Genomic DNA, 20,092 nt, shown 5'->3' on the forward strand with positions numbered 1-20,092 from the left:
ATCAGTCACCGTCGTTGGCGTTGAAGCCCAGCTGGATGTTCAGCGCCTTGGCCAGGTCGCCTTCGTGCAGGCGGTGGACGGCGTTGAGGTTGTCGTAGATCTGGTTGAGGGTCTGTTGGCCGGCGTCGTCGGCCAGCAGCTCGCCCAGGGTCTTGGGGTTGTCGGCCAGTGACTTGAGCGCCGTTGCGTAGGCGTCGTCGATCTTCTGTGCCAGCGGCGCCTGGTCCTTGCCCAGCAGGCCACGCAGGCCCTGGTTGTCGACCCCGACCCAGACAGTCTGGGCGGCCTTGAGCGAGGCTTCCAGGCTCTTGAGCGAGGAGTGGCTGCGCCAGGCTTCGGCCTGCAGCGGCTGCGGGATACCCTTGCTCTGGCGGCCCATCGGCGCACCGAGCTTCTTCTTCAGGGTGTCCAGGGCGGTGACCTGGGCGCGCAGCAGGTCGGCGATCGCTTCGTGGGAGTCGGCGTAGCGCTGGTTGGGGAACTTGGTCATCTGCGACAGCATGCCGTCGGTGCTGTTCCAGCTCTTGAGAATTTCCTCGGCCAGGACCTTCTGGTGTTCGCCGATGGCGACCAGCAGCGGGCAGTAGCGGGCCTTCTGTTCAGCGCTGGCGACATCCGGCTTGCTGTCGAAGAGGATGTACTCGTAGGCCGACAGGCCGCGCACCACGACGCTGGCCTTGCCCAGCGACTCGGCGTCGACCGGCTTGTCGCCGTTGACCAGTTGCTCGACCTGGCGACCGACCAGGTTCTTCTTGTCCGGCCAGAACTGCACCTGCCAGGCGCGGTTGCCTTCGGCCAGCGGGCCGACCAGCAGCGGTTGCAGCTCGGCCCAGGCCTTCTGCGCGTTGAGGAAGTCGGCGCGGGCGGTCTCCAGCGAGCTTTTGCCCTCGCAATAAGCCAGGGCGCTGGCGGCCAGGGCGCGGTCGGCTTCGACCCAGCGGCTGTAGGTCGGCAGGATCACCTGCTTGGCGATGGCGGCCGAGGTCACGGCCTGCGGGTCCTGGGGCGAGCAGGCACCCAGGGCGAGTGCGGCGAGGCTGGTGAACAACAGTTTGGGTCGGAACATGCCCGGCTCCTTGCGCGTTTAAAGTGAGTTCAGGAAGGCCAGCAGCGCGGCACGCTGCTCGGCGTTGAAGGTCAATACCTGGTCGCGTGCCGCCTGGGCCTCGCCGCCATGCCAGAGCACGGCTTCGAGCAGGTTGCGGGCGCGGCCGTCATGCAGGAACTGGGTGTGGCCGCTGACCGTCTCGGTCAGGCCGATGCCCCACAACGGTGGGGTGCGCCAGTCCTGGCCGTTGGCGGCGAATTCGGTGCGCTCGTCGGCCAGGCCAGGGCCCATGTCGTGCAGCAGCAGGTCGCTGTACGGGCGGATCAGCTGGTTGGCCAGTTCCGGCTCGTGGGCATCTGCGGCAGTGGTGAATTGCGGGGTGTGGCAGCCCTGGCAGCCGGCCTGGAAGAACAGGTTCTTGCCGGCCAGCACCTGGGGCGCGTCGACACCGCGTCGGGCTGGCACGCCGAGGTTGCGGGTGTAGAAGGTGACCAGGCGCAGGATGTTGTCGCTGACTTCCTTCTCGCCATTGGTGCCATCGCCGTTGGGTGCGGCCAGGCAGTCGGTCTGCGCCGGGGTGCAGTCGTCGTTCGGCTTGAGTGTGCTGGTCAGCCCCATGTCGCCGGCGAACGCGTGCACATTCTGCTGATTGATGTTGGGCTGCCCGGCCTTCCAACCGAAGCGGCCGATCACCGTCTTGCCCAGGGCGTCGTCCCAGACGCGGTTGGCCCGGCCACGGATGCCGTCGCGGTTACGGTCGTCCGGGTCTTCGTTGGCCAGGATGTCGGCCTCGGGAATAGCCTCGAGCAAACCCAGGCCGATCATCGGTGGCGCCACCCGGGCAGAGAAGCGGGTGTCGGGGTGCATCGAGCCGTAGCCGAGTTGGGTGATTTGCAGCGTGGGGCGGCGCAGTTCGATCTGATGACCATCCTTGAACGCCACGGTGCGTTTTTCATAGCTCACGCGCACCTTGCCCTCCGGCGCCACGCCGGGGATGGCCATATCCTGCAGTTGGGTGCCGTAGACCGGCTCGGGGACCACGCCCAGGCGCTCGATCTCCCGGGCCAGGTACGGTTGGTCGGGGATCGACAGGCGCACCAGCATCGACACCGCGTTGCTGTCGCCGGGTTCGGGCGGGTGGCCGCGGCCGTCGCGTACGTGGCAATTCTGGCAGGCGTTGGTGTTGAACAACGGGCCGAGGCCGTCACGGGCGGTGGTGGTGGAGGGGGCGATCACCCACGGGCTGCGGAAGAAACTGTTACCCACGGCGAAGTCCAGGCGCCGCTCGGGCGAGAGGTTGGCCGAGGGCAGCGAGAAGGCGTTGCGGTCGTTGCGCTGCACCGTCGCCTTGCCGCCGGAGAGGGCTTCACCGGGCTCGGCCTGGGTGAAACGCGGGGCGTCGTCACAGGCGGCGAGGGTGAGGGCCAGTAGCAGGGGGCTTAGGCGGAGCAAGGACATCGACAATCCTGGGCATGGGCGAAAAACCGGCGTGCAAGCTTATCAGGCCGGCCGTTGTTGAATAAGAGCAATTTGCAATTACTCGGATGAAAAGAATGTGAAATGCGCAACCTTTGTAGGAGCGGCTTTAGCCGCGATGCGGGCGGCGCGGTGTCTGGCACCCGCTTAGCGGGTGATCGCGGCTGAAGCCGCTCCTACAGAGGCCATGTTTCCCGGCGAATAGTAAAAAGGCGGCCCGAAGGCCGCCTCTTGTGTACCGCGGACGCCGATCAGAACTCGTGATCAGCGGTGTCCGGGTTCAGGTTGTCGATCCCCAGCTTGCCGGCGGCCTGCTCGATCGCGCCGGTCTGCTTGACCAGCGAGGCGATGGCGTCGCGCACGATCTGGTTGCCGGCAGCGTTGTCGGCGGCGATCAGCTGGTCGTAGTGCTCGCCTTTGAGCGCGTGGTCGACCATCACCTGGATCTTCGCCTCGGTGGCTTCCAGGTCGGCCTTGAGCGTGGCGTCGGTGGCCGGGTCGACCTTGGCCACCAGCGACGACAGGCTCGGGCCGGTCAGCTTGCTGCCGTCGGCACGGGTGTACTCGCCCAGGTAGACGTTGCGGATGCCCTTGGCGTCGTAGAAGTGCGAGTAGTGGGTGTTGTCGCTGAAGCAGTCCTGCTCGTCTTCCGGCGAGTTGGCTTCCAGCGAGACCTTCATGCGCTCGCCCGCCAGTTCGCCCAGCGACAGGCTGCCCATGCCAAACAGCATCTTGCGCAGGCCATCGTTGACCGGGCCGTTCTCGAGGGTGGCGCGGTAGTTGTCGGCGACGTTCGGCGCCCAGTTGCCGACCATCTCTTCGAGGTCCTTGACCAGCAGCTGGGTGACCGCTTTCAGGTAGGCACGGCGGCGGTCGTTGTGCCCGCCAGTGGCGCCTTTGCCTTCCAGGTAGTCGGAGGCCGGGCGGTTGCCCGCGCCTGGGCCGGTGCCGTTGAGGTCCTGGCCCCAGAGCAGGAATTCGATGGCGTGGTAGCCGGTGGCGACGTTGGCCTCGGAACCGCCCAGCTCGTTCAGGCTGGCCAGTTTCTCGGGGGTGATGTCCTTGACGTCGACTTTGTCTTCGCCGACCTGGATCTGGGTGTTGGCAATGATGTTGGCGCTGGCCGCCGGGTTGCCCAGAGCGTGCTCGTAGCTCTTGTCGACGTAGTCGATCAGGCCTTCGTCCAGGGGCCAGGCGTTCACCTGGCCTTCCCAGTCGTCGATGATGGTGTTGCCGAAGCGGAACGCCTCGCTCTGCAGGTAAGGAACGCGGGAAGCGGCCCAGGCGTCCTTGGCGGCTTTCAGGGTCTGGTCGTTGGGGTTGGCCAGGAAGGCGTCGACGGCGGCCTGCAGCTGCTGGGCGGTGCTCAGCGCGTCGCTGTACACGGCGTGGACCATCTCGGCGTAATGCTTGACCACGGCCTTGCCGGCCGCCTCATCGACAGCCCCCGGTGCCGCGGCGGTGGTGCTGGCGGCGGCAGGTGCCTGGGCTTGCGGAGCGGCGGCTTTGCCGTCCTTGCCTTCGCCGCAACCGGCGAGGGCGATGGCGATGGCCAGCAGACTGGCGGAGGCCAGAGGCATTCGAATCATTGTTGGTTTCCTGCGTCGTGTGGTTGGACCGTGCGCCGAGGCACGCGAAACCGTCACATCATGCGAAAGATTTGCATTTGCTGTAAAGGGGCGGGCGCGCATTTCATGCAAACGCCCGTTTGTGGTGCAGGGCCAATATCGACGGGGGTTACAGCACCGAGACCTGGTTACGCTGGGCCTGCTTGAGGAAGGCGGTCAGCTCGCGCGCCGACAGCGGTTTGCTGTAGTGGTAGCCCTGACCTTCGTGGCAGCCCTGGGCGATGATGTAGCTCTCTTGCTCCGCGGTTTCCACACCTTCGGCGATGACCTGCATGCCCAGGCTCTTGCCCAGCTGGATGATGGCGCGAACGATGGTGGCGTCGTCATCGTCGTCGAGCAGGTCCTGGACGAAGCTCTTGTCGATCTTGATCTTGTCCAGCGGCAGCGATTTCAGGTAGCTGAGTGAAGAGTAACCGGTGCCGAAGTCGTCGATGGCGATCAAGGCGCCTGAACGGCGCAGGCTGAGCAGGTGCTGGGCGGCGGTGCTGATGTCTTCCATCAGGCCGGTCTCGGTGACCTCCAGCTCCAGGCTGCGCGGCGGCAGGCGGTAGGCTTGCAGCAGGTTGTTGACCACCCGTGGCAGCTCGTTGTGGTGCAACTGCACGGTGGACAGGTTTACCGCCATGCGCAGCTCGCCGAAGCCCAGGTCGTGCCATTCGCGCAACTGACGGCAGGCCTGGTCGAGCACCCACTCGCCGATACTGATGATATTGCCGTTCTGTTCGGCCAGCGGGATGAACTGGTCCGGCGGCACCATGCCCAGCTCTGGGTGCTGCCAGCGCAACAGCGCCTCGACCCCGACCACACGGTGGTCGCGGTAGCTGATCTGCGGTTGGTAGACGAGATACAGCTGGTTGCGTGGCAGGGCTTCGCGCAGGTCCTTTTCCAGCTCGCGGCGGCGGCGCATCTCGCTGTCGACGCTGGCGATGTAGAACTGGTAGCGGTTGCGCGAGCGGGCCTTGGCCAGGGTCATGGTCTGTTCGGCCTTCTGCAGCAGCTTCTCGGTGCTGTCGCCGTCTTCGGGGAACAGGGTGATGCCGATGGTGGCGCGCAGGCGGATCTGCTGGTGGTCGAGGTCGAAGGGCGCCTCGAGGTCGTCGAGGATGCTCTGGGCCAGCTCGGCGGCTTCGTAGGGCTGCTCGATATTGGCCTGGACCAGGGCGAACTGGTCGCCGCCCAAACGTGCCAGGGCACCCAGGCGGCCGCTGTGGGCGCGCAGGCGATCGGCCAGGGCCAGCAGCAACTGGTCACCCACCTGGTAGCTGAACTGTTCGTTGATGCCCTTGAAGTCGTCCAGCCCCACGCAGAGCACCGCCACCCGGCGTTGCAGGCGGCCACCGTCGACAAGAATTTTGTCCAATTGTTGCTGTAGTTGCTGGCGGTTGGGCAGGCCGGTGAGGAAGTCGTACTGGGCCATGCGCTGCAGGCTGTTCTCGGCCTCATGACGCAGGTGGGTGTTGCGTTCGATCGAGGCCAGCAACTGGTTGGCGGTGTTGACCCAGAGGCCCAGCTCGTTGCGTTCGTGGCCCTTGAGCTGCGGGATCTGATGTTGGCTGGGGCGGTCGGGGTTTATCTGGGTCAGGTGGTCGATGATCTTCGACAGCGGCTTGGTCAGCAGCCAGTGGTACACCAGGTACAGCACCAGGCCCATGGCCAGCGCCCTGAGCACGCCGGAGACGAAGATGATCACGGCGTTGATCAGGAAGTCTTCGCCGTATGACGAAGTGTCGAGGGTGATGCTCAGGTCGCCGTAGTACTCGCTGTAGGGACCGCGGCCAACCAACTGCGTGGTGTAGGTGCGTTCCTGGCCGAGGATCAGGTCGGTCAGCCAGCGCATGGACATGTCTTGCAGCGGCCTGGATTTTTCCGCCAGCATGGTTTCGTTGGGGTGGCCGATGGCGGCCATGCGCACCGACTCGTCCTGGAACAGGCCTTCCATCACCTGCATGCCCATTTCCCGGTCGAGGCTGTACACCGCTTGCGTCGACGGGTCGCGGAACATGTCGAGGATGCGCTGGGCGTCGTTGTTCACGGCCTGGCGGGTCTTGTAGGCGTCATAGACGATCTGCGCGCAGCTGAGGACGACACCGACCGCCAACGCCGAGAGCAGCACCACCCTGAGCAACTTGACCGATAAGCTGTTCCGAAATTCCAGCTTCAATGGGGTTTCCTTAATCCATGCGCATGCCATTATTTTGCCATTAGTCGTGGCGACAGACTATCGACCGATTGCCAATCGCAGGCCGCGCGCCGGTAGATGGAGCTGCCCTTGGCTCTGTATCGGTTGAGGAGGCATGCGACTTGAGTGCGCTGCATCAACTTTCCAGACGTTTGATGTTAGCGCGCTCTGCGTCTTGAGCAAGAGCACGGCGATTTCTGTCGCGGCCCATCTGCAGGAGCCAGCCTTGCTGGCGATGCAAGGCACAGCCTTGCCCGTGGGCCAGTTCGCCAGCAAGGCTGGCGCCTACAGGGGCGCAATAAAAAACCCGGCGCGAGGCCGGGTCTTTTTATTCAAGGCTGAGTCGATCAGGCCTTGAAGGTCTTGCCTTCGAACTGCTCGGCAACGAACTTCCAGTTGACCAGGTTCCAGAACGCCTCGACGTACTTCGGACGCAGGTTGCGGTAGTCGATGTAGTAGGCGTGCTCCCAGACGTCGCAGGTCAGCAGCGGGGTGTCGCCGCTGGTCAGCGGGCAGCCGGCGCCGATGGTGCTGGCCAGGGCCAGGGAACCGTCGGCTTTCTTCACCAGCCAGCCCCAGCCGGAGCCGAAGGTGCCGACCGAAGTCTTGGTGAACTCTTCCTTGAACTTGTCGAAGGAACCGAAGGCGGCGGTGATGGCGTCAGCCAGGGCGCCGGTTGGTTGGCCGCCGGCGTTCGGTGCCAGGCAGTTCCAGTAGAAGGTGTGGTTCCAGACTTGAGCGGCGTTGTTGAAGATGCCGCCCGAAGAGCTCTTGACGATCTCTTCCAGGGTCTTGCCTTCGAATTCGGTGCCTGGGACCAGGTTGTTCAGGTTCACGACATAGGTGTTGTGGTGCTTGTCGTGGTGATACTCCAGGGTTTCCTTGGAGATGTGCGGCTGCAGGGCATCGTGGGCGTACGGCAGCGGCGGCAATTCAAAAGCCATGGTGGATCTCCTGATTCAGGTCTGTTTGCGGTTTGCGCAAGGCCGGTCACGGGCGGCCCGATGAGCGTCGGCGAGTTTGTACTCTTTGCGACGCAAGGGCTGGATCATAGCACCGGCCCCGGTGCATAACCACGCAACATCTATAGGGAATAGAGGTTCCAGAGCGGTTGGCCGGGGGCGACAGGCGGCGCAGCATGTGCTCTTCAGGGCGTGCGCGCCTCTCTGATCCTCAGTTGAAGATCAATTGCGCCGCCACTGCGAACATCATCACCGCCACCATCAGGTCGAGCATCCGCCAGGTGGCCGGGCGTGCCAGCCAGGGCGCCAGCCAGGCCGCGCCGATCGCCAAGGTCGAGAACCACACCAGCGACGCGCTGGCGGCCCCCGCCACATAAGCGCCGGGCACGGTCTGCTGGGCGCCGAGCGAGCCGATCAGCAACACGGTGTCCAGGTACACATGGGGGTTGAGCAAGGTCACCGCCAGGGCGCTGAGCAGCACCGCCCGGCGCGAGCGCGTGCCTTGGCCTTCCTGATGTTGCAGGCTCTGCTTGGCGCATGCGCTGCGCAGTGCCTTGGCGCCGTACCAGACCAGGAACACCGCGCCGCCCCAGCGGGCGATAGCCAGCAAGGTAGGGTTGTGCGCCAGCACCGTGGCCAGGCCGAACACGCCGGCGGCCACCAGGATGGCGTCGCAGACGACGCACAACGCCGCCACGGGCAGGTGATGCTCGCGGCGCAGGCTCTGCGCCAGGACAAAGGCGTTCTGCGCGCCGATGGCCATGATCAGCCCGAAAGCCACCAGCATGCCGTTCACATAGCTTTGCCACATAGCGGGAACACTCCACTGGCACCGACGAAGCGCCGGCGCTGATTAACTAGAAAGATGTGGCTATTGTGGCGCGTACGGTTGTATAAGAAAAACCAATAAAGCTCATCCATCATTAGGGAAATCGATGTTCGACTACAAGCTGCTCGCCGCGCTTGCCGCAGTGATCGAACAAGGTGGCTTCGAGCGCGCCGCCCAGGTACTGGGATTGTCGCAGTCGGCCATCTCGCAGCGCATCAAACTGCTCGAAGCGCGGGTTGGGCAGCCGGTGCTGGTGCGCGCGACGCCACCGAGCCCCACCGAGGTCGGCCGACAGTTGCTCAACCATGTGCAGCAGGTGCGACTGCTCGAGCGCGACCTGCAGCGCCAGGTGCCAGCGCTGGACGAGGAGGGGATGCCCGAGCGCCTGCGCATCGCCCTCAATGCCGACAGCCTGGCGACCTGGTGGGCGGGCGCGGTGGGGGCTTTCTGCGCCGGGCAGCAGGTGCTGCTCGACCTGGTGGTCGAAGACCAGGATGTCGGCCTCAAGCGCATGCGCGCCGGCGAGGTAGCGGCCTGCCTGTGCGGCAGCGAGCGACCGGTGGCCGGTGCGCGTAGCCTGCCTTTGGGAGCGATGCGCTACCGTGCCCTGGCCAGCCCGGCATTCATGGCGCGCTATTTCCCCAACGGTTTCGATGCCGGGCGCCTGGCCCGCACGCCTGCGATCGTGTTTGGCCCGGATGATTTCCTGCAGCATCGCTACCTGGCGTCGCTCGGCATCCAGGACGGTTTCCTGCACCACCTGTGCCCATCGTCCGAAGGCTTCCTGCGCATGACCGAGGCGGGTCTGGGCTGGGGCCTGGTGCCAGAGCGCCAGGTGGCCGAGCAACTGGCGCGGGGGGAACTGGTGGAAATTTGCAGCGATACTCCCATCGATGTGCCGTTGTACTGGCATCATTGGCGCAATGGCGGGCAACTGCTCGCTCAACTGACCGAACACCTGCGCCAGTCTGCGCGCAATTGGCTGGTGCCCTTGTAGGCACAGCTGGCGTCAACTGCATCTGAAATCTGGCAAGGCGGAGTCTTACATGCGAATTCTGGTCACCGGCGCGAGCGGCTTCATCGGCGGGCGCTTTGCGCGTTTCGCCCTGGAGCAGGGCCTGGAGGTACGGGTCAACGGTCGGCGGGCGGAGGGCGTGGAGCATCTGGTCAAGCGTGGGGCGCAGTTCATCCCCGGCGACCTGGGTGATGCCGAACTGGCCCGACGTTTGTGCCAGGGGGTCGACGCGGTGGTGCACTGTGCGGGCGCCGTGGGCACCTGGGGGCGCTACCAGGACTTCCACCAGGGCAACGTGGTGCTCACCGAGAACGTGGTCGAAGGCTGCATCAAGGAGCATGTGCGCCGGCTGGTGCACCTGTCGTCGCCGTCGATCTACTTCAATGGCCGTTCACGCCTGGATATCCGTGAGGACCAGGTACCGCGACGTTTCCACGACCATTACGCACTGACCAAGCATCTTGCCGAGCAGAAGGTGTTCGGCGCCCAGGAGTTCGGCCTGGAGGTACTGGCGCTGCGCCCGCGTTTTGTCACCGGGGCCGGGGACGCGAGCATTTTCCCGCGGCTGATGCGCATGCAGCGCAAGGGGCGGGTGTCGATCATCGGCAATGGTTTGAACAAGGTCGACTTCACCAGCGTGCACAACCTCAACGAAGCGCTGCTCAGCGCGCTGTTCGCCGGGGATGAAGCGCTTGGCCAGGCCTACAACATCAGCAACGGTCACCCGCTGCCGCTGTGGGACGTGGTGAACTACGTGATGCGCCAGATGCAACTGCCCCAGGTTACCCGCTACCGCTCCTACGGCATGGCCTACAGCCTGGCTGCGCTCAACGAGGCGGCCTGCCTGCTCTGGCCCGGGCGTCCGCAGCCGACCCTGACGCGCACTGCGATGCAGGTGATGAGCACGGATTTCACCCTCGACATCAGCCGTGCCCGCCAGTACCTCGACTACCGGCCGAAGGCGACGATCTGGGCCGCGCTGGATGAATTCTGCACCTGGTGGAAGGCGCAACCGGGCAATCAGTGAACCTGACGCCGGGTTGATGGTCATCAGTGCGCCGCCCTGGCGGTTTATACTCATGCCTCTTTGCTACTACTGCGGTTGAATGCCCCTATGCGTAATGACGCCCACGACGATTTCGACGATGTGCCCGCCCTGCGCGCCGGCACCCCCGATGACGATGAACTGCTGCCCGCCCACGTGGCGCGCAGCCGCCAGAAGGCCGCGCAACCGCGCAGCAATGGCCCCTTGTGGGCGCTGCTGGGAGCATCGTTCATCGCCCTGGCGGGGTTGGGCTGGTGGAGCTTCCAGCAGATCTCGCTGATGGAGCAGCAACTGGTGGCCACCCAGGAAAGCTTCGCCCGCATCAGCGAGGAAGCGGCGGGGCGCTTGCAAGTGATCAGCGGCAAGGTCGATGCCAGTGAGTCGAGCAGCACCACCGGCAGCGAGGCGCTGAAGCTGCAGATCCGCCAGTTGCAGGCCAGCCTGGCCGAGCAGGGCAAGCAGCAGCAAGGCGTCGCTGGGCAGACGGGCGACCTGGGCAAGCGCCTGGAGCAGGTGCTGGCCGATACCCGCGAGCAGCAGAAGGCGGTGACCGAACTGCAAGGTCAGTTGCAGGCGCAGTTGAAGGCGGTCAATGCGGAATTGGCGGCGCTCAAGTCGGGCCAGGTCGACGGTGGCAAGCTGGACGATCAGCTCAAGAACTTGAACAGTGAAGTGGCGGCGCTGAGGAAGCAGGGCAACCCAAGCGCGGCCATCGCCAGCCTGGAGCAGGATGTGCTGGTGCTCAAGAGCCAGGTCGACAACCGCCCGGCGCAGGCATCCGGTGGTGCCTCGGTGCAGGAGTTCGATGCCTTCCGCGGGCAGGTGACCCGCAACATCAACACCCTGCAGAGCCAGATCCAGAACCTGCAGCAGCAGATCAACGCCCGGCCCTGACCGTGCAATCATCGCGGGGCAAGCCCGCTCCCACGACACACGGTGGGAGCGGGCTTGCCCCGCGATCGTTTCATTCACATCCGCGGATAATCGATGTACCCCACCGGCCCCTTGCCATAGAAGGTTTCCGGATGCGGTGCGTTCAACGGTGCATCGGCAGCCAGGCGCGCCGGCAGATCAGGGTTGGCGATGAACGGGATGCCAAAGGCCACGGCATCGGCCTTGCCGGCGGCGAGTGCGGCATTGGCGCTGCTCTTGTCGAAGCGCTCATTGACGATGTACGGGCCACCGAAGGCCTGCTTGATCAGCGAGCCGATGCTGTCGTCAGCCTCTTTCTCCCGCGAGCAGATGAAGGCGATGCCGCGCTTGCCCAGTTCACGGGCCACATAGGTAAACGTTTCGGCGCGGTCCGCGTCGCCCATGTCATGGGCGTCGGCGCGTGGCGCCAGGTGCACCCCCACACGGCCAGGGCCCCATACTTCGACCACGGCGTCGGTCACTTCCAGCAACAACCGGGCACGGTTCTCCAGTGAACCACCATAGCGGTCGCTGCGCTGGTTGGTGCTGCTTTGCAGGAACTGGTCGAGCAGGTAGCCGTTGGCGCCATGGATCTCGACACCGTCGAAGCCTGCGGCCTTGGCGTTCTCGGCGCCGCTGCGGTAGGCCTCGACGATATCGGCGATCTCCTCGGTCTCCAGGGCCCGCGGGGTCGGGTAGTCGCTGAGCGGCCGCACCAGGCTCACATGGCCTTTTGGCTGGATCGCGCTGGGCGCCACCGGCAGCTCGCCGTTCAAGTAGGACGGGTGGGAAATCCGCCCGACATGCCACAACTGCAGGAAGATCCGCCCGCCAGCGCCGTGAACGGCTTTGGTGACGTTGTGCCAGCCGCGCACCTGCTCGTCGTTCCAGATGCCAGGCGTGTCGGGGTAGCCGACGCCCATGGCGGTGACCGAGGTCGCCTCGCTGAGGATCAGCCCGGCGCTGGCGCGTTGCACGTAGTACTCGGCCATCAGCGCGTTGGGCACGCGGCCCTCGTCGGCGCGGCAGCGGGTCAGCGGGGCCATGATGATGCGATTGGGCAGTTCGAGGTCGCCCAGGGTGATCGGGTCGAAGAGCGTAGTCATGTGCAAAGCCTCGCTTGAGTCAGTGGGATGCGGCGGCGTCGCCGCTATCAGAGCTCTTGGCTCATCTGCTTGAGGAACGCCTGGATGGTGGCCTCGTTGCGTTTGAAGAAATGCCATTGGCCGACTTTCTGGCTGCTGATCAAGCCAGCGCGCTGCAGGGTGGCCAGGTGCGCGGAGACGGTCGACTGCGACAGGCCGCAGCGTTGGTCGATCTGCCCGGCGCAGACACCGTTATCGGTGCTGTGCTGCTGGTCGGGGAACTGCACTGCCGGGTCCTTCAGCCAGGCGAGGATTTCGCGCCGGACCGGGTGGGACAGGGCTTTTATGATTTCGTCGAGATCGATCGGCATGGCGGGGTCTCAGGCTGTGTAACGGTATATCGCGATGAGGCGAAATATAAATCGGTAGTTCGCGATATACAAATATGAAAGTGTTCTGAGCTGAGCTGCAATCGCTATATCGGGTCATGACGATGTGGGCCGGGCCAGTGCTAGACTGCCGCCATGAACTACCTCGCACACCTGCACCTTGGCGGCGACGCGCCGCAACAACTGCTCGGCAGCCTGTATGGCGATTTCGTCAAAGGTGCGCTTGAGGGGCGTTTTCCCCCTGTGCTGGAGGCGGCGATCCGGCTGCACCGGCAAATCGACAGCTACACCGACAGCCATCCGCTGGTGTTGGCGGCGCTGGCGCGTTTCCCCCGGGAGCGGCGGCGTTTTGCCGGGATCGTGCTGGACGTGTTTTTCGACCATTGCCTGGCGCGGCATTGGGGCGAGTACGCCGAGCGGCCGTTGGCGCAGTTCACCGGCGACTTCTACAAGGTGCTGCTGGCCGAACCGGAGCTGCCGGGCCGGCTGGCGCGGATCGCGCCGTTCATGGCGGCGGACGACTGGCTGGGGGCCTACGGCGACTTCGCCATGCTGGAGCAGGTGTTCCAGGGCATCGCCCGGCGCCTGTCGCGGCCGGAAGGGATGACCGGGATGATGGACGAGGTGGAGCGGTTGTATACGCCGTTGCTGGCGGATTTTCGCGAGTTCTATCCGCAGTTGCAGGCCTTCGCCGCGGCCAAGCGCTCCGAATCTCTGGCCAGCTTGTAGGAGCAACTGTCTTGCTCAACTGCTAAAGCTAGCGCGATCCCTGTGGGAGCGGGCTTGCCCCGCGAACACGGGCGAAGCCCGTGCCACCCTGCGCGTGTTGCTCGAATCGGCGTTGATCCAGGTGCAGATGCCGGCGCAGCCACAGGTAATGCACTAGGCCCTGGCCGGCCCTGTTCGCCGGCATGGGACTGCGGTGTGGCCTTCGCCAGCAAGGCTGGCTTCTACATGATGCTCAGGCGGCCTTGGCCTGGCGGCGTGGCTCGATCTCCTCGACGCCGAACAACGCCACCTGGATCGCTTGCTGCGCCTGGAACGCCAGTGCCGCGCGTTCCTTGCCCGCGCTGCCGATCGGCGGCATCAGGTGGATCACCACTTCGCCCCGGTCATGCCCGAACAGGCGCATCAGGTGCGACACCAGGTCGTCTTCGCCAATGAACGGCGCGATCGGGTCGGGCTCGCCCGCGCGCAGGTACTGGATCGCCACCGGCTGCACCGGCGCGCCCTGGTCGATGGCCCCGGCCAGCAACCGACCATGGAAGGTGCGCAGGCTGCGGCCATCGGTGGTGGTGCCTTCGGGGAAGATCAGCAGCGGGTGAGCCTGCCCCAGCTGGCCGGCGATCTGCTCGCGCAGGCGCTGGGCGTCGCCGCCGCCGCGGCGGATGAACAGCGTCCCGGCTTTCTCGGCCAGCCAGCCGGCCACCGGCCAGTGGCGCACCTCGGCCTTGGACAGGAACGACAACGGGGTGAGCATGCCGAGCAGGGGGATGTCGGTCCACGACACGTGGTTGCACACCCACAGCATCGGCCGTTGCGGCAGGGCGCCGACCACGCGTACGTCGAAGGGCAGGGCGGCGACCAGGCGCCCCATGAACAGGCGGGTCCAGCGTTGACGACGTTCGATGGAGGCTTTAAGCCCCAGGCGCTCGCCCAGGGCGATGACGCTGGCCATGGCCAGGCCCAGCACCAGCACCAGGCACAGCCGCAGCAGGCGGGCACTGGCCCGCAGCCGCCGCATCAGACCGCCGCCTTGAAGTGGCGGGCGTAGCGCGGGCAGAGGTCGTCGCGCTTGAGCAGGATGAACACGTCGGCGACCTGGAAGTCCTCGTCCCAGCACGGCTCGCCGCAGATCTTCGCGCCCAGGCGCATGTAGGCCTTGAGCAGTGGCGGCAGCTCGGCGATGACGTTGTTCGGCAGGGCCAGGGTCGGCAGCGGGTTCTTCGGCTCGGCGCGCAGGTGCTCGGTGCACAGGTAGCGCTCGCGCAGGCGCTGCATGATCGCGTGGGCCTGCACGCCGCCGTCCTGCATGGGGATGCTGGCGCAGCCCATCAGGTAGCTGTAGCGGCCTTCGTTGAGCACTTCGGCCAGTTCCCCCCAGAGCACGGCGATGGTGCCGCCGTTGCGGTAGGCCGGGTCGACGCAGGTGCGGCCCAGTTCGAGGATCGGGCCCTGCAATTGCAGCAGGCCGTGCAGGCTGAACTCTTCTTCGCTGTAGAAGCGCCCCAGGCTGCTGGCGGCCTGGTGGTCGAGCAGGCGGGTGGTGGCGACCAGCTGGCCGGTGGCCAGGTCGCGCACGCCGATGTGGCGGCAGTGGATGTCGTAGTCGTCCATGTCCAGGCCGTGTTCGGCGCCCTTGAGCTTGGCCTTGAATTCGCCGCTGAACACCTTGAAGCGCAGGGCCTGTGCTTCCTGCAGGGCCGCGGCGCCGACCAGGCGTTCGGCTTGCAGACGGCGTTCAGTGCTGTTGTCGCCAGAGCGAGCGATCCGAGTCATTGCGAGTCTCCATAAGCCAGCCAAAGGGTTGCGGCCGGTCGGCTTTGTTGTGCAAAGTCAGCCTAGGTACGCGTGGTGTCACCCCTGTGAATCTTTGGTGATGCTTGCGTGACACCCCCTCCGCCAGCCCACAAGGAGCGCCCGATGGCCTGGTTGCAACGACTCAATGACCCCCTGCGCCTGCCTTTGGCGGCGACGTTGGGCGAAACCTACACGGCCGTGCTCGAACGCCTCGGCGTGGTCGCGCCCTTCGAACTGGCAGTGCTTGGCGGGCGCTCGATGGCCACCCCGGGGCTGGCCTTCCTGCTGGGTTACCAGGCCGCGCTGCGGGTGCTCTGGCCCAGCGCGCCGGCCAGCCTGGGCGCGCTGTGCGCCACCGAGCGGCGCAGCGTGCGCCCGGCCGACATGCACACCCGGCTCGACGGGCTGCGCCTGACCGGCAGCAAGGATTTCGTCACGGCGGGCCTGGAAGCCGAATGGTTGCTGGTGGCGGCGCGCAATGAAGGGCAGGGCGAGGCGCCGAGGCTGCAACTGGCGGTGGTCTATCCGGGCGAGCCCGGCGTCACCCTTGATGCTTTACCGATGCTGCCGTTGATGCCTGAGGTCGGACATGGGCGGTTGTTGCTCAAGGAGGCGGCGTGTGAATTGCTGGCCGGTGATGGTTGGGATGCCTATGTCAAACCCTTCCGCTCGCTTGAGGACCTCTATGTGCTCGCTGCCCTGGTGGGCTGGTTGCATGGCGTTGCGCAGGAATGTGCGTGGCCGCAGGATTTGCGCCTGCGCCTGGTGGGCCTGCTGGCCGGCTGTGCCGAGGGCAGTCGGCAATGCCCCGACAGCGTTGCCTGCCATCTGTTGCTGGGTGGATTGTTCGCTCAGTTTCAGAGCCTGCGCGGCGAAATCGACAAGGCCTTGGCGGCTGGCCCCGGGCACTGGGCGCAGTTGTGGCAGCGTGACCAGGGTGTGCTGGCCCTGGCCGCTGCGGCCCGCGACAAGCGCCTGGCCAAAGCCTGGACTGCCGCAGGATTGTCATGAATGCCTGAGAGGCTGGGGGATCCATTGAACCGGGGCCGCTGTGCGGCCCATCGCGGCTGAAGCCGCTCCTACAGGTTTTGCGCGGTCCTTGTAGGAGCGGCTTCAGCCGCGATGGGCTGCAAAGCAGCCCCATGCAGGCGCTCCCCATGAAGGCACTGTTGTTTGCCCTGGCCGTGGCTGTTGGCCCCGCCTGGGCCGAAGACTGGCCCACGCCACAATGGCCGGTCGATGAGGCCCACTTCGACTGGCAGCCTGTCGACACTTACGCCTTCGCACCTCGCGATGCCGAGCGTGGCGGCATTCGTACCGACGCGCTGCTGATCATCCGCGATGGCCGTATCCTCCATGAGCGTTATGCGGCGCCGACCAGCGCCGACACCCCACACCTGACCTGGTCGGTGAGCAAGAGCGTGCTGGCCACGCTCATGGGCGTGGCCTATGGCGAAGGACGCTTCCACCTCGACGACCCTGCGGCCCGCTACTATCCGGCCTTGCAGTCACACCCCGGGCTGCGCATCGCCGACCTGCTGCACTGGGCCAGCGGCCTGGCCTGGCAGGAAGACTACGAATACGCGCCGCTGAAGTCGTCGGTCGTGGCCATGCTCTACACCCGAGGCCGTGGTGACATGGCGGGCTACACCGCAGCGATGCCCGCCGACGCCCCGCCAGGCAAGCGCTTCCTCTATTCCAGCGGTGACTCCAACCTGCTGGCCGCCACCCTGCGCGGCATGCTCGAAGCGGGTCGTTATGCCGACTACCCCTGGCAAGCCCTGTTCAAGCCGCTGGGCATCACCAGCGCCGTGTGGGAGCGCGATGGGGCTGGCACCTACGTCGGCTCTTCCTACCTTTACCTGAGTGCCCGTGACTTGGCGCGCATCGGTTTGTTGCTGCAGCGCGACGGGCGCTGGGGCGAGCACCGTTTATTGCCGGTGGACTGGGTGGCGTTCAACCGAACCCTGTTCACACAGGCCGAGCCGCGCCCCGGCGAGGCCAATCCTGGCGGGCACTGGTGGTTGAACCAGCCGTTGCCTGGCAATCCTGCGCCTTGGCCGGATGTGCCGGTCGATACCTTCGCCGCCCTGGGCCACTGGGGCCAGGCACTGTATGTGCTACCGGCACAGAAGCTGGTGATCGTGCGCTACGCCGATGATCGCGACGCCAGCTTCAGCCACAACGAACTGCTCAAGCGCGTGCTGGCGGTCTTGGCCGGGGAGGGCGTATGAGGAGGGCTTTCATGGTGCTGCTGCTCGCACTGTTGGGCTGGGCCTGGTACGAGCGTCAGGCACTGATGGACTTTCCCGGGATCCTCTCGGCGTATTCGGCCAAAGAGTACTGCTCCTGCCGCTTCGTCATGGGCTTCGACCAGGCGTACTGCCAAGGCTACGTGAAGCAGTACCTGCCACTGGGCCTGCTCGAAGAGGATGCCGTCCGGCGCCAGGTGACCGCCGAGGGCCTGGGCCGGCGCAACCAGGCGGCCTGGCAGGGCGCGCGCGAGGGTTGCCGCTTGCTGCCTTGAAACCGGGCGGGTAAGGTTGACGGCCTTGATTCACAGGATTTCACATGTTCAAAGCGTCCCGTCTGCTGCCCGCACTGCTGCTCGCCCTGTGCCTGCCCGCCCACGCCAACTGGCACCTGGACGGCGAGTCCTCGCGACTGTCCTTCGTCACCGGCAAGAACGGCAATATCGCCGAGGTCAGCCGCTTTCTGGTGCTGCACGGCAAGGTCGACCGCAAGGGCGGCGCCGAGGTGACCATCGAGATGGACTCGATCAGCAGCGGTATTCCGCTGCGCGATGAGCGCATGCGCGATGGCCTGTTCGAGGTCGAGCAATTCGCCGAAGGCAAGGTGCAGGCGCAGATCGACCTGCGCCCGATCAACGACCTGGCCAACGGCGCCCAGCTGGAATTACGGTTGCCGGTGAGTGTCACCCTGCACGGCCAGACCCACGACTACAACACCCTGCTGCTGGCCACCCGCCTGGACGAACGACGCTTCCAGGTGGTCACGCTGGAGCCGCTGATCCTGCGCGCCGCCGATTTCGGGCTGTTGCCGGGCCTGGAAAACCTGCGCAAGCTGGCCGGGCTCAAGTCGATCAACCCGTCGGTGCCGGTGAGCGCGGTACTGATCTTCACCGCCCGCTGACATGCCGGGGCCGGTCTTCCCCTGGCGCGATGGCAACCAGTTCGAGCTGCTGGTCGACGGCCCCGAGTTCTTTCCGCGCATGCTCCTGGCGATCGTGCGCGCCGAATTCCAGGTCGACCTGGAGTTGTACCTGGTAGAAGGCGGGGCTTGCGCCGAGGCGGTGGTCGAAGCCTTGGAGCAAGCCGCGCGGCGCGGTGTAAGAGTACGCTGCCTGTTCGACGATTATGGTTCCCTGGCGTTCCCGACCGCACTGCGCGAGCGTCTGCTGGCCGCGGGCGTGTACCTGCGCTGGTACAACCGCCTGCGCTGGCGCCGAGGGCTGCGCAACCTCTACCGGGATCATCGCAAGCTGCTGTTGGTGGACGAGCGTTGGGCGGCGGTGGGCGGCACGGGTGTCACCGACGAATTCTGGACACCGGGCGAGGCCAGCAGCGAGTGGCACGAAGTGATGGTGCGCATGGAAGGGCCGGTGGTCTCCGACTGGCAATTGCTGTTCGACCGCCAGTGGCATGCCAACCAGCGCCGCACCGCCTGGCGCCCGCCGGAGGGCTTCGGCCTGCCGCGCCTGCCCCAGGTGCCGGCCCAGGGCCAGGGCATGGGCCGGGTGGCCTATGCCGATGCGCGCCAGCACAAGGATATCCTGCACGCCCTGGTGCGCGCGCTGAACAGCGGGCAGCGGCGTATCTGGCTGGCCACCCCGTATTTCCTCCCCACGTTCAGCGTGCGCCGGTCCTTGCGCCGCGCCGCGCAGAAAGGCGTGGACGTGCGCCTGCTGCTCACCGGGCCGCGCACCGACCACCCGGCCGTGCGCTATGCCGGTCACCGTTATTACCCGCGCTTGCTGCGTGCCGGGGTGCGGATCTTCGAATACCAGCCATGCTTCCTGCACCTGAAAATGGCGGTGGTGGATGACTGGGTCAGCGTCGGCTCGTGCAACTTCGATCACTGGAACCTGCGCTTCAACCTCGAAGCCAACGTCGAAGTGCTCGATCCGTCGCTGACCGCCGCCGTGACGGCCAGCTTCGAACGCGACTTCGCCCTCAGCCAGGAGGTCGACCTGGCCCGCTGGCACGCCCGGCCCTTGTGGCGCCGTGTTCAGCAGCGCCTGTGGGGGTGGCTCGACCGGGTGGTGGCCAACTGGCTGGATCGACGCGACTAGCGACTTGCGGCGTATATCGCTTGTCGGCAAAGCGGACTATCGTGCTGGGATTGTTCCCATGCAACGGAAGGAGTGGATGCGATGACGGCGAAGAAGATTCTCATGCTGGTGGGCGACTACGTCGAGGACTACGAAGCGATGGTGCCGTTCCAGGCCTTGCGCATGGTGGGCCACACCGTGCACGCAGTATGCCCGGAGAAAGTCGCGGGGCAGACCGTGCGCACCGCGATCCACGATTTCGAGGGCGAGCAAACCTACAGCGAGAAGCCCGGCCACAACTTCGCCCTGAACTTCGATTTTGTCCAAGTGCGGGCTGAAAGTTACGACGCGTTGCTGATCCCGGGCGGACGTGCACCGGAGTACCTGCGCCTGGACGAGCGAGTGCTGACGTTGGTCCGGGCGTTCGACAAGGCGGACAAGCCGATCGCGGCGGTCTGCCACGGTGCGCAACTATTGGCTGCAGCCGGGGTGCTGGAGGGACGTGAATGCAGCGCCTATCCAGCCTGCGCCCCCGAGGTTCGCCTGGCGGGTGGGCGCTTCATCGATATCGCCGTGGATCAGGCCCATGTGGACGGTAATCTGGTCACCGCGCCGGCCTGGCCTGCGCATCCAGAATGGTTGGCTGCGTTTCTGAAGGTACTGGGGAAGATTCCTCGATGACCGTAAAGGGGAGGCGCTGACCTCCCTGTTTC

At 65.7% G+C, this 20,092-nt stretch carries 20 protein-coding genes; 10 read left to right on the forward strand and 10 right to left on the reverse strand.

Annotation, left to right across the window (positions count from 1 at the left end; genetic code table 11):
* Position 1: 1 nt before the first annotated feature.
* From JYG34_RS05235 to JYG34_RS05260, 6 genes are all read right to left on the reverse strand, one after another.
* The gene (locus JYG34_RS05235; protein ID WP_213659756.1) at positions 2–1,066 is read right to left on the reverse strand and encodes an imelysin family protein; all 1,065 of its coding nucleotides are present in this window, start codon (positions 1,064–1,066) and stop codon (positions 2–4) included.
* 18 nt (positions 1,067–1,084) lie between these two features.
* Complete coding sequence (locus tag JYG34_RS05240) at positions 1,085–2,512, reverse strand: di-heme oxidoredictase family protein (RefSeq protein WP_213659757.1); 1,428 nt, start codon at positions 2,510–2,512, stop codon at positions 1,085–1,087.
* A gap of 263 nt (positions 2,513–2,775) precedes the next feature.
* Positions 2,776–4,113: an imelysin family protein gene (locus JYG34_RS05245; protein ID WP_213659758.1), complete on the reverse strand. Its 1,338-nt coding sequence runs from the start codon at positions 4,111–4,113 to the stop codon at positions 2,776–2,778.
* A 148-nt stretch (positions 4,114–4,261) separates the two neighbouring features.
* Positions 4,262–6,313, reverse strand: coding sequence for a putative bifunctional diguanylate cyclase/phosphodiesterase (locus tag JYG34_RS05250; protein ID WP_213659759.1), 2,052 nt, complete (start codon positions 6,311–6,313; stop codon positions 4,262–4,264).
* Positions 6,314–6,678: 365 nt separating this feature from the next.
* Complete coding sequence (locus tag JYG34_RS05255; protein WP_011532441.1) at positions 6,679–7,275, reverse strand: superoxide dismutase; 597 nt, start codon at positions 7,273–7,275, stop codon at positions 6,679–6,681.
* 229 nt (positions 7,276–7,504) lie between these two features.
* Positions 7,505–8,104 (reverse strand): LysE/ArgO family amino acid transporter, encoded by a 600-nt coding sequence (locus tag JYG34_RS05260; RefSeq protein WP_213659760.1) that lies wholly within the window; start codon positions 8,102–8,104, stop codon positions 7,505–7,507.
* A 124-nt stretch (positions 8,105–8,228) separates the two neighbouring features.
* On the opposite strand from JYG34_RS05260, the gene JYG34_RS05265 reads away from it, so the two are divergent.
* From JYG34_RS05265 to JYG34_RS05275, 3 genes are all read left to right on the forward strand, one after another.
* Positions 8,229–9,119 (forward strand): LysR family transcriptional regulator ArgP, encoded by an 891-nt coding sequence (locus tag JYG34_RS05265; RefSeq protein ID WP_213659761.1) that lies wholly within the window; start codon positions 8,229–8,231, stop codon positions 9,117–9,119.
* Between the two features lie 49 nt (positions 9,120–9,168).
* Positions 9,169–10,164, forward strand: a complete 996-nt coding sequence (locus tag JYG34_RS05270) for an NAD-dependent epimerase/dehydratase family protein (protein ID WP_213659762.1) — start codon at positions 9,169–9,171, stop codon at positions 10,162–10,164.
* 87 nt (positions 10,165–10,251) lie between these two features.
* Complete coding sequence (locus tag JYG34_RS05275) at positions 10,252–11,076, forward strand: ATPase (protein WP_213659763.1); 825 nt, start codon at positions 10,252–10,254, stop codon at positions 11,074–11,076.
* 74 nt (positions 11,077–11,150) lie between these two features.
* On the opposite strand, the gene JYG34_RS05280 is transcribed toward JYG34_RS05275, so the two are convergent.
* Positions 11,151–12,200 (reverse strand): alkene reductase, encoded by a 1,050-nt coding sequence (locus JYG34_RS05280; protein ID WP_011532446.1) that lies wholly within the window; start codon positions 12,198–12,200, stop codon positions 11,151–11,153.
* 47 nt (positions 12,201–12,247) lie between these two features.
* Positions 12,248–12,550 (reverse strand): ArsR/SmtB family transcription factor, encoded by a 303-nt coding sequence (locus tag JYG34_RS05285; protein ID WP_011532447.1) that lies wholly within the window; start codon positions 12,548–12,550, stop codon positions 12,248–12,250.
* A 153-nt stretch (positions 12,551–12,703) separates the two neighbouring features.
* Here JYG34_RS05285 and JYG34_RS05290 point away from each other — a divergent pair, with 153 nt between their 5' ends.
* A complete protein-coding gene (locus JYG34_RS05290; protein ID WP_213659764.1) occupies positions 12,704–13,297 on the forward strand; it encodes an ACP phosphodiesterase in 594 nt (197 codons plus the stop codon).
* A 232-nt stretch (positions 13,298–13,529) separates the two neighbouring features.
* Here the strand turns inward: JYG34_RS05290 and JYG34_RS05295 are convergent, their stop codons facing one another.
* Both JYG34_RS05295 and olsB read right to left on the reverse strand, forming a co-directional pair.
* Positions 13,530–14,312, reverse strand: coding sequence for a lysophospholipid acyltransferase family protein (locus tag JYG34_RS05295; RefSeq protein ID WP_213659765.1), 783 nt, complete (start codon positions 14,310–14,312; stop codon positions 13,530–13,532).
* Positions 14,312–15,067 carry an L-ornithine N(alpha)-acyltransferase gene (gene olsB, locus JYG34_RS05300; protein WP_213659766.1) on the reverse strand — a complete coding sequence of 252 codons (756 nt, stop codon included), beginning with the start codon at positions 15,065–15,067 and terminating at the stop codon, positions 14,312–14,314. The genes JYG34_RS05295 and olsB overlap by 1 nt, the downstream gene beginning before the upstream one ends.
* A 144-nt stretch (positions 15,068–15,211) precedes the next feature.
* Here olsB and JYG34_RS05305 point away from each other — a divergent pair, with 144 nt between their 5' ends.
* The 6 genes from JYG34_RS05305 to JYG34_RS05330 all read left to right on the forward strand — a co-directional run bounded on the left by JYG34_RS05305 (position 15,212) and on the right by JYG34_RS05330 (position 20,060).
* On the forward strand, positions 15,212–16,099 hold the full coding sequence (locus JYG34_RS05305; protein ID WP_213659767.1) for an acyl-CoA dehydrogenase: 888 nt from the start codon (positions 15,212–15,214) through the stop codon (positions 16,097–16,099).
* 146 nt (positions 16,100–16,245) lie between these two features.
* Positions 16,246–17,322 (forward strand): serine hydrolase domain-containing protein, encoded by a 1,077-nt coding sequence (locus JYG34_RS05310; protein ID WP_213659768.1) that lies wholly within the window; start codon positions 16,246–16,248, stop codon positions 17,320–17,322.
* Positions 17,319–17,615 (forward strand): amidase, encoded by a 297-nt coding sequence (locus JYG34_RS05315; RefSeq protein WP_213659769.1) that lies wholly within the window; start codon positions 17,319–17,321, stop codon positions 17,613–17,615. Before JYG34_RS05310 ends, JYG34_RS05315 begins: the two co-directional genes overlap by 4 nt.
* Before the next feature lie 44 nt (positions 17,616–17,659).
* The gene (locus JYG34_RS05320; protein WP_213659770.1) at positions 17,660–18,241 is read left to right on the forward strand and encodes a YceI family protein; all 582 of its coding nucleotides are present in this window, start codon (positions 17,660–17,662) and stop codon (positions 18,239–18,241) included.
* A 1-nt stretch (position 18,242) separates the two neighbouring features.
* On the forward strand, positions 18,243–19,400 hold the full coding sequence (locus tag JYG34_RS05325) for a phospholipase D-like domain-containing protein (RefSeq protein WP_213659771.1): 1,158 nt from the start codon (positions 18,243–18,245) through the stop codon (positions 19,398–19,400).
* An 81-nt stretch (positions 19,401–19,481) separates the two neighbouring features.
* The gene (locus JYG34_RS05330) at positions 19,482–20,060 is read left to right on the forward strand and encodes a DJ-1/PfpI family protein (protein ID WP_213659772.1); all 579 of its coding nucleotides are present in this window, start codon (positions 19,482–19,484) and stop codon (positions 20,058–20,060) included.
* The last annotated feature ends 32 nt before the right edge of the window (positions 20,061–20,092 follow it).

Source organism: Pseudomonas entomophila (genome assembly GCF_018417595.1).
Classification (GTDB): domain Bacteria; phylum Pseudomonadota; class Gammaproteobacteria; order Pseudomonadales; family Pseudomonadaceae; genus Aquipseudomonas; species Aquipseudomonas entomophila_C.

Excerpts from the sequence above, each read along its gene's own strand:
- JYG34_RS05310 (WP_213659768.1), top strand. The coding sequence starts at position 16,246 with ATGAAGGCACTGTTGTTTGCCCTGGCCGTGGCTGTTGGCCCCGCCTGG.
- JYG34_RS05245 (WP_213659758.1), bottom strand. The coding sequence starts at position 4,113 with ATGATTCGAATGCCTCTGGCCTCCGCCAGTCTGCTGGCCATCGCCATC.
- JYG34_RS05285 (WP_011532447.1), bottom strand. The coding sequence starts at position 12,550 with ATGCCGATCGATCTCGACGAAATCATAAAAGCCCTGTCCCACCCGGTC.
- JYG34_RS05275 (WP_213659763.1), top strand. The coding sequence starts at position 10,252 with ATGCGTAATGACGCCCACGACGATTTCGACGATGTGCCCGCCCTGCGC.
- olsB (WP_213659766.1), bottom strand. The coding sequence starts at position 15,067 with ATGACTCGGATCGCTCGCTCTGGCGACAACAGCACTGAACGCCGTCTG.
- JYG34_RS05320 (WP_213659770.1), top strand. The coding sequence starts at position 17,660 with ATGTTCAAAGCGTCCCGTCTGCTGCCCGCACTGCTGCTCGCCCTGTGC.
- JYG34_RS05325 (WP_213659771.1), top strand. The coding sequence starts at position 18,243 with ATGCCGGGGCCGGTCTTCCCCTGGCGCGATGGCAACCAGTTCGAGCTG.
- JYG34_RS05330 (WP_213659772.1), top strand. The coding sequence starts at position 19,482 with ATGACGGCGAAGAAGATTCTCATGCTGGTGGGCGACTACGTCGAGGAC.
- JYG34_RS05235 (WP_213659756.1), bottom strand. The coding sequence starts at position 1,066 with ATGTTCCGACCCAAACTGTTGTTCACCAGCCTCGCCGCACTCGCCCTG.
- JYG34_RS05260 (WP_213659760.1), bottom strand. The coding sequence starts at position 8,104 with ATGTGGCAAAGCTATGTGAACGGCATGCTGGTGGCTTTCGGGCTGATC.
- JYG34_RS05315 (WP_213659769.1), top strand. The coding sequence starts at position 17,319 with ATGAGGAGGGCTTTCATGGTGCTGCTGCTCGCACTGTTGGGCTGGGCC.
- JYG34_RS05255 (WP_011532441.1), bottom strand. The coding sequence starts at position 7,275 with ATGGCTTTTGAATTGCCGCCGCTGCCGTACGCCCACGATGCCCTGCAG.
- JYG34_RS05280 (WP_011532446.1), bottom strand. The coding sequence starts at position 12,200 with ATGACTACGCTCTTCGACCCGATCACCCTGGGCGACCTCGAACTGCCC.
- JYG34_RS05290 (WP_213659764.1), top strand. The coding sequence starts at position 12,704 with ATGAACTACCTCGCACACCTGCACCTTGGCGGCGACGCGCCGCAACAA.
- JYG34_RS05295 (WP_213659765.1), bottom strand. The coding sequence starts at position 14,312 with ATGCGGCGGCTGCGGGCCAGTGCCCGCCTGCTGCGGCTGTGCCTGGTG.
- JYG34_RS05305 (WP_213659767.1), top strand. The coding sequence starts at position 15,212 with ATGGCCTGGTTGCAACGACTCAATGACCCCCTGCGCCTGCCTTTGGCG.
- JYG34_RS05265 (WP_213659761.1), top strand. The coding sequence starts at position 8,229 with ATGTTCGACTACAAGCTGCTCGCCGCGCTTGCCGCAGTGATCGAACAA.
- JYG34_RS05270 (WP_213659762.1), top strand. The coding sequence starts at position 9,169 with ATGCGAATTCTGGTCACCGGCGCGAGCGGCTTCATCGGCGGGCGCTTT.